The organism is Frankia sp. AiPa1 (assembly GCF_023243075.1).
GTDB lineage: Bacteria > Actinomycetota > Actinomycetes > Frankiales > Frankiaceae > Frankia.
Map to the genome: position 1 here is coordinate 1 of NZ_JALKFZ020000161.1, position 13,373 is coordinate 13,373.

Annotated in this window: 8 protein-coding genes and 1 riboswitch; of the genes, 3 read left to right on the top strand and 5 right to left on the bottom strand. The window is 71.3% G+C overall.

The features are described from left to right. Nucleotides 1-11: 11 nt before the first annotated feature. Complete coding sequence (locus MXD95_RS18380; RefSeq protein WP_250641893.1) at nt 12-161, bottom strand: hypothetical protein; 150 nt, start codon at nt 159-161, stop codon at nt 12-14. Between the two features lie 720 nt (nt 162-881). Here MXD95_RS18380 and rlmB point away from each other — a divergent pair. Continuing rightward, complete coding sequence (gene rlmB, locus MXD95_RS18385) at nt 882-1,991, top strand: 23S rRNA (guanosine(2251)-2'-O)-methyltransferase RlmB (RefSeq protein WP_250641894.1); 1,110 nt, start codon at nt 882-884, stop codon at nt 1,989-1,991. Nucleotides 1,992-2,254: 263 nt separating this feature from the next. On the opposite strand, the gene MXD95_RS18390 is transcribed toward rlmB, so the two are convergent. Both MXD95_RS18390 and MXD95_RS18395 read right to left on the bottom strand, forming a co-directional pair. Next, the gene (locus MXD95_RS18390; protein ID WP_250641895.1) at nt 2,255-2,635 is read right to left on the bottom strand and encodes a transglycosylase family protein; all 381 of its coding nucleotides are present in this window, start codon (nt 2,633-2,635) and stop codon (nt 2,255-2,257) included. A 2-nt stretch (nt 2,636-2,637) separates the two neighbouring features. Then, a riboswitch (cyclic di-AMP (ydaO/yuaA leader) is annotated at nt 2,638-2,786 on the bottom strand. A 496-nt stretch (nt 2,787-3,282) separates the two neighbouring features. Beyond that, nucleotides 3,283-4,938 (bottom strand): peptide deformylase, encoded by a 1,656-nt coding sequence (locus tag MXD95_RS18395; RefSeq protein WP_250641896.1) that lies wholly within the window; start codon nt 4,936-4,938, stop codon nt 3,283-3,285. A gap of 592 nt (nt 4,939-5,530) precedes the next feature. On the opposite strand from MXD95_RS18395, the gene MXD95_RS18400 reads away from it, so the two are divergent. Next, nucleotides 5,531-6,481, top strand: coding sequence for a hypothetical protein (locus MXD95_RS18400; protein ID WP_250641897.1), 951 nt, complete (start codon nt 5,531-5,533; stop codon nt 6,479-6,481). Nucleotides 6,482-7,028: 547 nt separating this feature from the next. On the opposite strand, the gene MXD95_RS18405 is transcribed toward MXD95_RS18400, so the two are convergent. Then, nucleotides 7,029-8,390 (bottom strand): lipase, encoded by a 1,362-nt coding sequence (locus tag MXD95_RS18405; RefSeq protein WP_250641898.1) that lies wholly within the window; start codon nt 8,388-8,390, stop codon nt 7,029-7,031. Nucleotides 8,391-9,164: 774 nt separating this feature from the next. Between MXD95_RS18405 and MXD95_RS18410 the strand changes: the two genes are divergently transcribed. Then, nucleotides 9,165-10,892, top strand: coding sequence for an ABC transporter ATP-binding protein (locus MXD95_RS18410; RefSeq protein WP_250641899.1), 1,728 nt, complete (start codon nt 9,165-9,167; stop codon nt 10,890-10,892). A 99-nt stretch (nt 10,893-10,991) separates the two neighbouring features. On the opposite strand, the gene MXD95_RS18415 is transcribed toward MXD95_RS18410, so the two are convergent. After that, nucleotides 10,992-13,163 carry a serine/threonine-protein kinase gene (locus tag MXD95_RS18415; protein ID WP_250641900.1) on the bottom strand — a complete coding sequence of 724 codons (2,172 nt, stop codon included), beginning with the start codon at nt 13,161-13,163 and terminating at the stop codon, nt 10,992-10,994. Nucleotides 13,164-13,373: the final 210 nt, after the last annotated feature.

Below are 13,373 nucleotides of genomic sequence, written 5' to 3' on the forward strand. Positions count from 1 at the left end.
GCCCAGATGAGCTAGATGTCGGGTTCGGCGGATGGGGCGGCCCCCGCCCGGCGCGGGGCGGCGGGGGGGGCGGGGGCGGGGTCGGGGGCGCCGGCGCCGGCGCCGGCGAACTGGTAGGCCACCGTCGGGGCGTCGTCGTGCGGGTTGAGGTCCACCGTCACGCCGCCGGACGGTGACGCTCGCGTGTGGGCGGTGTGCGCAGAGCCATGTGCTGGTGCCTCCTGCCCCTGCTGGTCCGGTCGTCGGAACTGGCCGCCGTGGCCGCCGTGGCCGCGGTGCCGGCCGTCTGCGGACGGTGCCCCGGCGATCCGGCCGGCCTGGGTGAGCCGGTCGCACGTGGCGGTCTGGTCGATTGGATCACGTCGGTCATCACGGGTTCATGAGGATGTATCCTCCCAGGTTCCCCGTGATGCGTCGATGACTGAGATCGCCACCGGCAGGCCACCCTCCGGCGTGCTCCCTTTGTCGACGCGCGAACGTGATTGAGCGTAAGGGTCGGATGTCGGCGGCCCCCGGCGGGGACCGCCGCATCAGGATAGGGCGCTAGGCCGCCATGAACGGCCATGTCGAGGCAGGTCGCTGGCATGGGTCCGGCCTGTCCCCCAGCCGGGGGTCCCCAGCCGAGGCCGCCGGTCCGCGCCGCCGGATGAATCCGGCCGGACGAGCTGCCCGGACTCCGCGGCCGTGCCGGATACCGTGTGTCACGCCGGATACCGTGGTCACATGGTCGTCTCAAGCCCACCCGGGGCATGCCCACCGGGATCGCCCGTATCCGGATCACCCGCGGCCGGCCTGCCGCTGGCCGGATCGGGCCAGTCCGGAGTAGGCCCGTCCGGGTCAGGCATGTCCGAGCCCGGTGCGTCCCCCGGTTGGTGGCACTGATGGCGGGCACAGGACGCCGGGGCGGCGGCGGAATCGCGCGCGGCGGTCAGGGTGGCCGGGCTGGCAAGTCCAGCTCGCACCGCAAGGGCGCCGGCGCGGGCAGCGGCGGGCAGAACCGCCGGGCGCTCGAGGGCCGAGGGGCCACCCCGCCCGCGCACCTGCGCCCCGGCCACCCGGCGCAGCGCCGGGCCGCCGCGGCGGCTAAGGGGGCGATCACTGAGAGTGGGCGTCCTGGCACCGGAAACCGAGTGAACGACGCCGGCCGGCCGGGGTCGCCCCGTTCCCGGCGGGCGGAGACCGACGAGCTGGTCGTCGGGCGCAACGCGGTGGTGGAGGCGCTTCGGGCCGCGGTGCCATCGACCACGCTGTTCGTCGCCGCGGGGCTGGACTTCGACGAGCGGCTCGACGAGGCCCGTCGGCTGGCGTCGCGACGTGGCATCGCGGTCGTCGACGCCGCCCGGCCGGACCTGGACCGGATGTGCGGCACCGCGCCGCATCAGGGCCTCGTTCTTTCGGTCCCGCCGTTCCGCTACACCCACCCCGACGACCTGCTCGCCCAGGTCCGCGCGGACCGACGCCCGCCCGAGGCCGCGGCCTCGGGCGCCGGTCGCGGGTCCGGCGGCTCAGCGGGCGCTGCCGGCCTGGTGGTCGCGCTCGACGGCGTCACCGATCCGCGCAACCTCGGCGCCGTGGTGCGGTCCGCGGCGGCCTTCGGCGCGCACGGTGTCGTGGTGCCCGAGCGGCGGGCCGCCGGGATGACCGCGGCGGCCTGGAAGACGTCGGCGGGCGCGGCGGCCCGGCTGCCCGTCGCCCGCGCCACCAATCTGGCCCGCACACTCACCGCCTATGCCGAGGCCGGGCTGTTCGTCGTGGGACTGGCCGCCGACGCCGAGCTGAGCCTCGACGAGCTGACGATGGCCGGCGACCCGCTGGTCCTGGTGATCGGCTCGGAGGGGCGAGGCCTGTCCCGCCTGGTCGAGCAGCGCTGCGATCTGACGGTGCGCATCCCCATGGTCGGCGAGGTCGAGTCGCTCAACGCCGGGGTCGCGGCCGCGGTGGCCCTCGCGGAGATCGCGCGTCGTCGGCGTAACCCGGTCGAGCGGGCCTGACCGGCGCTGGAGGCGTCTGCGGGTGAGCCCCCCGCGGGTGAGCTTTTCGGCTGTGCTGCCCCGCGGTGCGGCACAGCGGGACACAGCGGGACACAGCGGGAAACGAACCAGGCCCCGCCCCCGGGAGGTGGGGCGGGGCTGGTGGCCGCGCGCTGGGTCGCGTCGCCTCGCGCCGGTCGGCTCACGATCTGTCGAGCACGATCCGATTGATCATGTGCGGATCAGAACCGGCCGAGTGCTGATGTCGGCGCGGTATCGGGGCCTCAGATCCGGTGACCCCAGCAGGGCTTCGACGCGTACCACGGGCTGGTGCCCGCCTGCGCGTAGAGCTTGCGCGCCATGCGCCACTGCTCGGCGACGCTGGCGTGCTGCGGCAGGCCACGACCACCGAGGCCGTGCCACGTGCTGGGCAGGAACTGGAACAGGCCGCCCGCTCCGATGGAGTTCACCGCATGCGAGTTGCCGCCGGACTCACAGGGAACGACCGCACTCAGGAAATGGTCGGCGTTGGTTGCCGCGCTGGCCGGCTGGGACAGTGCGAGCCCGCCACTCACGGAGGCGGCGAGAGCCGTGGCGACAACAGCGGCACGGGTGCTGAGCTTGATCCGGTTGAGGCCCCGACCGAGCGTACGAGCATTGGACATTGAGGTGTCCTTCCCCACGCCTGCGAGGTGAGCTGTCGGATTCGGGCTGGGAATGCCCGGCCACCAGTGGTGGCTTCACCCCTAGGACGCCTGGGTTCGGCGTCCGAAATTGGGTCCCCCGCTCCTGCCACAAGTTTGGCTCCTACCGGGTGGGGGCAGGATTCGGCGTGCCACCCGGCGTCTGCCGTCAGTCGACGACATGGCTACGAACATAGCTGGCCGTGACCTGGGTAAATCAAGCCTCCGTGAAGATGGGCACAATACCTTCCGGAACATTTTTCTGATCTTTCTTCCGGTCTATCGCGCGGGTGTGTGCGCCCGAGCATAACCGGTTTCCTGGCCTCGCCGAAATACCTCTTGGGAAGTGGTTCTGCCACGCTGGAGAAAAAATATCACGGTCCGCGCCAGACCTTCTTCCGCGAGTGTCGCCGGGCGCTTTCCGTGACACCCCGGAGGCGCGCGGGACGCTGCGGTGGAAGGCGGGATGATCGGTCGCGATATTCGTTGTATCAGGCTGCATCTTTATGAATTGTACCCAGTTTGGGTATACATCGGCCATGGGAGTCGTGTCGTATTTTTCGGGCACGGCGCCTGGCCGCGCGGGGTGGCCGGGGCGTGGCCGATCCCCGCCGTCCGGGTGGTCGGCCTCAGGGGCTGTAGGTCCAGGCGGAGCCGGTACCGCGGTACTGCTCGACGGGTATCGGGGTGCTGCCGGGCCGCATCCGGGTGGTGTAGAGCCGGCCGAGGAGGTGGTCGATCTCGTGGCCGACGAGGCGGGCCAGGCCCTGGCGGTACACGGTGATGTGCTGGCGCCCGGAGATGTCGGTGTGCTCGACATGCAGCTCGAGGGGGCGGGGGACGAGCCCACGGACGTCGAAGAAGCTCAGGCAACCCTCGTAGTGCTCGTCGGTTTCCGGCGATGCCTCGATGATCCGCGGGTTGAGCAGGGTGATGATGTCGCCGTCGGCGGAGCGGACGATGGCGGCCGCCCGGTTGATCCCGATCTGCGGCGCGGCGATGCCCATGCCCTTGCCGAAGGTGTGCAGGGCGGAGACGCGTTCCATGGCCGAGGACAGCTGGGCGACGACTCGCCGGGCGTCCTCGGCCTCCGCCGGAAGCTGGAAGGAGCGGGCGGACTGGGCCAGCGCCGCATCGTCCGCCTGGACGATGCCCACCGCCGCCATCTGCTCGCTCGGGCGTGGTCCGGTGGTGGCTGATCGGCCCGGCGCCTCCGGTCCGTGGCCGCCGCCTTCGGCCCGGAAGTTCCATTCCAGTCGATAACGGGCATGAAGCGGCGGATTACTGGTCGACCAGGTGTATACCCGCCGGTCGCCCTCGTCGGCCCGGGCGATCGCGGTCCGAAACGGGAAGGCGTCCGCCGTCATCGAGGTCTCCATTCCCCAGACCACCGGGTCGGCTCGGGCGGGGAAGTCCAGCACGACCGACAGGAAGGCGGTGGGCACCCGGACCGCCCGCTGGAACCACGGGCCCCACTTCTCCTCGCCCACCCGATAGGTGTATTCGATCCAGGTGGATTCGCCTGGGTAAAGGGGGAAACGCCCGCTGCTGTTCTCGAACAGCAGCCAGACCTCCTTGAGTGCATCCCAGTCGGTCTTGATCTTCCAGGCCATCTGCTCGTCCCCGCAGTGGGCGGACAGGCGCAGTTCCTCCCACCGCAGGGGATTGCTGCGGTAGAGGCGCGCGGCCCGTTCCTGGTCACCTGGGAAACGATCGACGGAGATACGCATCAGGTAACGGGTCACCGGTTCGTCGCCGGTGTTGGTGATGCGACGCCGTTGGTGGGCGACATACATGCCGTCGTCGTAACGCAGCCGCGCGCTGTCCTCCTCGACGAGCAGTCCACCACCTGCCGCGCCGCGCGATCCCGACCCGGCCGACGCCGTGCCCGCCTCGCCGGCGGCCGCCACCGCGGACTGGCCGGACGCGGCGACCAGGTCGCCCGTTCCCGTGGACCCGGCCGTCCCGGCGCCGACGCCGGAGAGGGCAGCGGCCTCCCAGGGGCGAGCAGCCAGGTGGAAATAGGCGCCGGGGATGCGCAGCGCGTCGGCGATCCGCTCGATCAATGACAACCGCGCGATGTGGTCCTCGCCCTGCATGATCCGGCTGACCCGGCTCTGGCTGAGGCCCTCGACCGGCGAGGAGATCCGGTTCTGGCTCGCGCCGTCGTACTTCTTCATCAGGCGGAAGGCAGTGCGGAAGTCCCGGGAGGCGCAGGCGGCCTGGAACTCGGCACGGGCGAGCAGTTGCGCGGAGACCCGGTAGGGGCCGGACTCGTAGGACATCGACCGGCCTTCCGTTTGGCACACGCCCGAACCACGTCGCCGGGCCAGTCGCCAGCCCGACCCGGGCCGGGCTCGCCGTACCGCGCGGGTGCCTGCCCTCGACGGGCGGGCGCCGCGCTGACCAGCCGGGCGGCAGGATGGCCGCGGCACCCCATCGCCTCTGGATGGGGCACATCGCCCGATGTGACCCCAACTGACACATCAGGATAACGGGGTTGTGGCGTCGCGACATGGGCTTTGTGCGGGACTCCGATGGTCTGGCGTTGTCGTGCAGATGACACCCGAGTCGTCCAGGTGATGATCGACCGCTGGTCCCGCCGGTTCCGCGAGTTGGCCGCTTCTGGTCCCGGCGGGGCCATATGAGAAGGGCATGCCTGACTGGAGTTTCCGGTATCCCCCGATCGGACGACTCTGGACCCAGGCCGGCCCCGCCCCGCGTCGAGCCGCGACCTCCGCCGGGCGGGGCCGGCGCACCGGGCTGCCACGGGCGGTCGCGGCCGCCCGAACGGGAGGGGGCGGGAGCCGCGACCGGCCGTGGCGGCCATCAGGCCGAGGCGTGCGGCGCAGGGGCGGTTGCGGTGGAAGGAAGGTGATGACCATGACAACCCGGGCGGCCGAGCGGGAGCGCCGAGCCGTGGTCTACGGCGTGGTGCGCTTCGTGCCCGGCGGCGATCGTCAGGTACTCGACATCGTCATCACCTTTCCGACCGCCGCGGCGGCCGATGTCTTTGCCACGGAGCGGGGCTGGTCGGACTACATGATCGCGCCAGCCCGGTTCTTCGTGCACGAACGCCGGTCCGGCATGGATGCGCTGGCCCCGCCGGACCGGCCCGAGCTCCGCCCGTTCGGGCCTGACCCGTTGCCCGATCGGCCGCCGACGGGTGGCCCTGCCCTGTCCAAGCAGGGTCACCGTCCTGCCTCCGCCGATCCGGCCGGACCCCCCGGATCGGCGGGGGCGGAGAAACACGAGCCGGCGCTGGCCAAGGCCGCCGAGGGGAATACGGGCCCGGCCCCACGGGGGGAGCCGGAGTCCGCCCCGTCGGGGGTGCCGGAGTCCGCCCCGTCGGGGGTGCCGGAGTCCGCCCCGTCGGGGGTGCCGGAGCCCGCCCGGTCAGCGGATCCCGGGCTAGGCACGGCGGGCGGGGATGACCCGGACGGGCCGTTGCCGGTGATGGGGTCATCGGGGGATCCGGCGTCGCGGCCGCGGGCGACGGTCCGCCACTGGGGCGGGCACCGCTGGTCGATCAGGGTGACTCTGGGATCGCGCCCCATCGACCTGCTGCGCGCCGCGGCCAGGTTGCCTGTCGACCTCACCCACACCGCTTCCTTCTGCGACGCGGACACCGCCCTCGTGTACGGTGGGCCGCCTGCCGGCGCGCTGCCCGTACTGCCTTCGGCTCCGGCCACCGTCGCCGAGAGTCTGCTGGCGCCGCGGACACCTCCCGAGATCCAGACGGCTCGCTGGATGACTCCCGGGGAACTGCAGGCCTACCGGGCCGGGCACGATGCCGCGCTGGACGGTGTCCGGCGAGCCCTGGCCTGACCGGCTGACACAGCTAGCAACATCCGCCCGGGCTGTCCTTGCTACACATGCTGTCCCGGTTCCGCGGAATCGGGACAGCGCAGGCCAGCCTCGATGGTCGCGGCGCTGGGTTGCTTCTCGTGGATCTCCGGCCCGCGGCCGGGTTCATCCGGTGGATCTCACTGTCCGTGATGGCTCTCGGGGATGGTGGCGCTGCCGACGAGCAGAGATGTCGCTTCTACCGGGTTTTCCGTCCAATTTGTCCCTTCGTAACCCCGTAGAAGCGGCACGGAGGTTTCCCGGGGCCGATCCGTCGTCACGCGCTGCGGCAAGGCGGGCGGCGGCGGGTCGGCGGTGGGGAGGGGGCTCGGTGGTCGTGACGACCGGAGCTGACGGTGACGGCAGGGCACCCTGCACCACCGGCCACCGGCCACCGGCCATGCGGTACGCCGGACGGTGCGCGTGGCGCCGAGGACGCCGGACGTGGTCCGAGCCCGACCGGGGATCGGCCGGGGATCGGGCGGGAACTGGCCGGTCTGCTGTGATGGACCATCATGATCCGCGAGCCCTACTCGTCGTCGCGGAACCGAAGCGTGATGCGGTCGGTGTCCGACCTCCAGGCGGGCACGGAGAGGTTCGTGTGGTGCGAGGCTGCACCCCGTGGGGTCAACGCCACTGCGATCGAGCGGTTGCCCGCGGGTATGTACAGGTCGATGCCGGTGAGGAAGCCGATCGCGAAGTAGTTGGACAGTGGCGCGGCCAGGTTGGAGACGCCGTCGGCGCCCTGGTCGAACAGGAACACGCGCAGGGCTAGCTTCGAACGCGGTGCGTTTTCCGCGTTCAGGACGCTGTGACCGTCAACGGTCAGGCGGTCACTCGCGGCACCCTGATCACCCCACCATTCCCGGCCGCGAGTTACGACGAGGTCGGTCTGGCGCGGGCTCACCGCCATCCCACCGCCGATCTCCTCGGCCGGGCGGCTGGTCAGCAGCCGGATCAGCTGGTCGGTGCGGCGGAACGGCTCGTAATAGAAATGATGCACCGGTTCACCGGGAGGGGTGACGGCGAATTCGTAGCTGGACGTGCCGTCCGCGCGCAGCGGGCCGAACGTGCCGTCGGGCGGAAGGTTGACAAAGCCCTGCAGGCCCTGGGGCAGGCGCCGGCCGGTCTTCGGGTCGACCCGGTAGAGCTCGAGTCGGGCGGGACCCGCCCCGGCCTCCGCCGGGTACAGCAGAACGCGGCCGGCGAGCTCGATCTGGCCGGGCTGTGGAAAAACGTCGGTGGTGAACGGGTCCTCGCCAGTCAGGAACTGGTACATCTGTTTGAAGGTGCCCGGTGAGGTGAGCAGCTCGGCGCGGTCGTCGGCGGGGAAACGCACGTTCTGGGCGCCGGCTATCCGCCGGGTGGGGTCGCCGACGCCCCACACCGCCAGCGTGCGTACGCCGCGGGGAGGCCCGGCGGGCTGCGGGCCGGCGACGCTCACCAGATGCGCGACCCGCGCCGCCCGCGCGGCCGTGCTGGCAAGGTAGTGGATCGCCAGGCCGGCGCCCTCCGCCTGGGCGACCAGGTCGACCTGCTTCATGCTGGACGCCGCGAGCAGCCGGGTGATCTCGGTGTCGATCTGCGCGAAGACCTGGTTCTCCGGCGGCGTCGCGGTCGACGCGTCGTAGTCGAGCGCGGCTATCCGGTCGGCCGGATAGCCGTTGCTGGCAAATCGCTGCGCCTGGACCTCGAACTGGTCGCCGGTACCGAGATTCCCGGGTACGAACAAGAGGGGCAGCCGGGCGGTGTCCGGCGGTGCCGCCGGCCGTGCGATCTCCCGGGCAAGGGCGTCGGTGTCTGTCCCGGCGGCGGTCTGACTGCCACTCGAACAGGCCATTGCGGTCGCCAGCACGGCAAGGATCAGGCCGATCCAGCGGCGGCGAGGCATGCCGCGCCCCTTCCTGCGGAATGTTCGGCGCCCCGGCGAATCGCCCGGAGCCGATGTCGTGCAGCGTCACGGTCGGTCCGGGCGAACCAGTCACCCTACGGTCGGACGGACCAGTCGCCGGACGGACCAGTCAAAGGATGCCATCATTGGGACACGACGCGAGAAGATATCGTTTCAACGCGGACTCTCGCTTGCCCATCGGCCGGCGAGGCGCCGCCGTTGGGTGACTGATGGGAATTCGAGCCGGCCGGCGCCCGGGGAGAACTGCCCCGGCCCGTGTCGATCTCGGCCCGTGTCGATCTCTCTACGTAGAGTTGCCAAGAGTTGCTCTGCGAAAGGGGGGCAAGCCGCGCCGTGGGTGGCCAGCCTGGCCGCGGTCATCCGGGCGGGTGCGTGCCCGGGGCGGGGGAGTGTGCGGGCGGCAGGGTAATCGGAGCGCGGGGCCCTGAACCTCTGTCAGGTTGGCCGGAATCCGCGTTCGGTGGCCATGCCGGCGTCGGTGGGGCAGACGAAAAATGGGATGCGATCGGCGTCGCCGGCTGTCATCATGCATGAGTGGTAACGACGGGTGGAAGTGTTTCCCGAGAGCGGGAACTGTTATCCGCAGCCTCGGACGTCCCGGGCGGCAATCCAGGTGACGGGCCGGGCAGTAACTCCTCCGGTGACCTCGGCAATGACGACGGTGTCGATGGCGGCGGTGCGTCCAAACCGCATGCCGGCCTGCGGTTCCTGCTTTCTTTCGTGGGTACCTTCCGGCGTTCGATGCTCCTGGTGATGGCGAGTTTCGCGGTCTCCACCGCGGCGCTTGCCGTGCTGCCGATCTTCGTCGGGCGCCTGGTGCAGTCGTTGGCCCAACAGGGCATGTCGGGTGGCGTCGCGTACCGGTACGCGTTGGTTCTCATCGGCGCGAACCTCGTACACGACCTCTTCTGGCGCATCGGCGAGCTACTGTACCGCCGGATGATCATCCAGCATGGCTACGAATGTGAGGACATTCTTTTCGGCCGCGTCATCGGCCAGCGCTACCCCTATTTTGTGGGGAAGTTCACCGGAAAGATCAGCAGCTACGTGGCCACGGTGGGCCGTGAGTTTCGCGAGATACTCGAGTCCGCCTGCTTCACGTATGTCGAGATGCTGATCCGCGTCCCGTCGATCGTGGTCATCATGTTCGCCGTCAACCTGTGGTCGGGCCTGACCTTTCTGGGGGCGGTCCTGCTCATGTTCGCGGTCGGCCGGCGCACGGCCAGGTGGTCGTTCCGGGCGGAGAAGGAACTCGCCGACGAGGTCTCCGAGATGGACGGCCATGTGATCGATATCATCGCGAACTTCGTCAGCGTGAAGTCGTTTCGTCAGGAGCGGGCCGAGTACGACGAGGTACGGCGACGGCGCCGGAATGTGGTCGAGGCAGCCCGCCGTTCATCCTGGTGGGACATCGTGTTCTGGGCATCGATGTCGCTGGTTGTCCGCTGGTTGGTGTGGCCGCTGGCGATCCTGCTCAACCTGTACCTCTATCGCGACGGGCAGCTCAGCCTCGCGCAGTTCGCGACGTTTCTGTCCGTGCTGGTGATGTTCTCGGACTTCATCTGGGTGATGGTCTGGGAGGTCGCGCAGCTCAACCTGCGGCTGGCCCGGGTCGATGAGGCCTACCGGTACCTGTTCGGCGTCGAGCCCGTCGAGCCCGTCGAGCCGGTTACTCGGCGGGGTCTCTGGTCGGGGTCGACCGGGCCCGGCGGGGATGGGGACGGCCCGCCGGCCGGGCACGGGCGCCTGGAGCTGCGTGGCCTGGCGTTCGCCTATCCGGACAGTCCGGGCCGGCCGGTGCTGTCCGGCTTCGACCTGGTGATCGAGCCGGGTGAGAAGATCGGGGTGGTCGGTCGCAGCGGAAGTGGCAAGACGACCCTGGTGAAGCTGTTGCTCGGCTACTACCCCCTTCCGCGGGGCGCCGTCCTGCTGGAAGGCCGGGAGACTGCGAACACGCGTCTTGCCGCGGGGATCTCCTATGTGCCGCAGGACACGGCGCTGTTCCACCGGTCGATCCGCGACAACATCACCTATGGTTCGGCCGTGTCGGTGAGTCAGCAGGAGGTCGAGGCAGCGGCGATCCGCGCCCACGCGCACGATTTCATCACGCGAGCGCCGAACGGCTACGACACCCTGGTGGGGGAGCGGGGCATTCGGCTGTCGACCGGGCAGCGCCAGCGGATCGCGATCGCCCGGGCGTTTCTCGACGACAAGCCCATGCTCATCCTCGACGAGGCGACCAGCGCCCTGGACAGCGAGAGCGAGGTACTTGTCCAGCACGCTCTCGAGCAGCTCTGGACCGGCAAGACCGTCATCGCGGTGGCGCACCGCCTGTCGACCTTGCTGAACATGGACCGGATCATCGTTCTGGCCGACGGCGAGATCGCCGAACAGGGGACGCATCGGGAGTTGCTCGCATCTGGTGGGCGCTACAGCGCGTTGTGGGAACGCCAGAGTGGCGGGATGATCTCGCTCGGCTGACCGGGGGGCAGGGGCGTGGCGTGGACAGGTCGACGACGGGAGGTCGGCGGGCGACCCGCTGGTCCCACCGGTCAGTCGAGCGCTCTGGTGCTCGACGGCTCAGCGGCGGATGCCAGCTGAGACCGAGACGGAGACCGAGACGGAGACGGAGACGTCGGGCCGGTCGGCGGGATCCGGCGAGTCGACGCCTTCGGCGCCGAGGGCGACGCCCGTGACGTCCGGATCGACGTCGATACCGGAGGCGTCGCCGTCAGCCGCGCTGAGCTGCGAGAACTCCGCCGCGGCGGCGGACCACAGAGCCGGCAGGCCGATGCTCGTCCACTCGGCGCAGAGGGGGTCGCTGGCAGGCAGGGAGGTCCCACTTGTCGGTGCGCCCGTGACACTGCCCTGACTCGCGGTGCTGCCCTGAGCCACGGCGCTGCCCTGAGCCACGATGCTGTCCTGGCCTGACACTCTGGCCTGGCCCACGGCGATCCCCTGGCCTGGGGCCGTCGCGGTGCCGCCGCTGGGGGAGCCAGTGCTCCCGCCGTCGGCTGCCGTGCGCCCCGGTGTGCCGGTCGCTGCGGCCAGGACGGCGGCGGATCGAGGTCCCGCGGAGCCGCCGGTGGCGGTCGTGCCCAGCCGGACTGGGACGACGCCGCTCCCGGCGGCCTCCGATGCGCCGCCGGTAGCGGAGCGCAGCGCCTGGGCGATGCTGCCCGCCGCGCCGACGGGGCCCACCCAGTGGGCGGTACCGGTGGGCCAGGCGGTGCCGCCGGCACCCGCCTCGATACTGCCCCACCCGGCACTCACACCCGCCTCCTGCCGAGGACCCGTGGCCCAACCCGCCGCCCCGGCGTCCCCGCCGAACGCGGCGGGCCCGAGGTCGCCTGTGCCGGGGAGGATCGCGCCGGCCAGCCGCTGGCCGGTCAGTCTCCGGCCGGTCGGGCCAGAACCGGTCAGGGTGGGGCCGGAGCCGTCCGCAGGAGTGTCCGGGCTGGTCGGGAGCGGTGGGGCGAGGGCGGCTGAGCGCGGATCGGTCCTCGACCTGGCGGGTCCCGTCCCACCGTCGGACGGGGAGCCCGAGGGTTCCAGCCCCGACGTACCGATGAGGATCACCACCGACACGGCCGCGGCTATGGCAGTCGCCGCCATGCTGGGGATGACGGCGCCCCGCCGCAGCCGTAGCGCGGCCAGGCGATGGGCCTCGGCCCGAGTCCGCGCATGCCGGCCGGTACCGGTACCGGTACCGGCCTCGGACTGTGCCAGGGAACCCGCCGTGCCATCGGCGAGCGTGCCGGCGGTGGCCGAACTCAGCGTGACCAGAGCCGTATCGTCCGCAGCCGGGTCGTGCGCGGCTGGACCGTCCGTCGCCGAATCGCTGGGAGCGGAGCCAGCACCGCTGGTGGCCATAGCGCTGGTGGCCATAGCGCTGGTGGTCGAACCGAGCGCGGGTACGGCAAGCACCGTGGACCCGGCCGCGGTCGAGGCAGCGGCGACCTGAGCCCGCAACCGGCGGGCGTCCGGCCGCCGGTCGGGCTTCTTGCGAAGCGTTGCCGCGACCACTCCCCGCAGCGGGCCGGGTAGGCCGGCGAGCTCCGGCTCGCTGTAGACGGTGCGGTAGAGCAGTGCGTCGAGCGGGCCGGTCCCGAACGGTGGCCGGCCGGTGGCCGCGAAGGCCATGGTCAGGCCCCAGGAGAACACGTCGGCGGCGGGTCGCGCCCGCCGGGTTCCGGTCAGCAGCTCGGGGGCGAGGTAGCCGATGCTGCCGAGGACGACGCCGGAGCCGGTCATCGTGCCTGGCGGCCCGGCGACGATGCCGAAGTCGATGATCTTCGGGCCGTCCGGGGCCAGCATCACGTTGCCCGGTTTGAGGTCGCGGTGAACGACCCCGGCAGCGTGGATGGCGCCGAGTGCCTCGGCGAGCCCGTCGGCCAGCCGCCACAGCGCATCACCGGCCAGCGGCCCGTGCGCCGTGACCGACCGGAACAGCGTCGGCCCCTCGACGTACTCGGTGGCCAGCCACGGCACGTCCCCGTCGACGTCGGCACCCAACAGCCGAGCGACGTGGGGGCTGTCGATCCGCGTGACCGCTGCCGCCTCCCGGTGGAAACGGTTGCGGGAGTTCTCGTCGCCCGCGTACTCCTCACGCATCACCTTGACCGCGGCGGGGACGCCAGCGGCGTCCACCCCGAGATACACGATTCCCATGCCACCGCTGCCGATCCGTCCGATGAGCCGGTACGGCCCCACCTTGGACGGATCGCCTGTCTGCAAGGACTTCCAGGACACGTCACGTCCCCCTCGGATGTTCCCCTCGCACGGCGGCTGCCACGAGTGCCGCCGTGCCGGGCACCGGGCGACGGCGGCGTCCGTACGTCTCGCGGCCGATGCGCCGGGACGAGTCGCTCCGCCACGTGGAGCCACTCGGTCACGGGATCAGGGAGCCGCGCGGACGGAACCGCCGACATGCCCGGTCGCGGCTGTGCCGCCACCCGACCG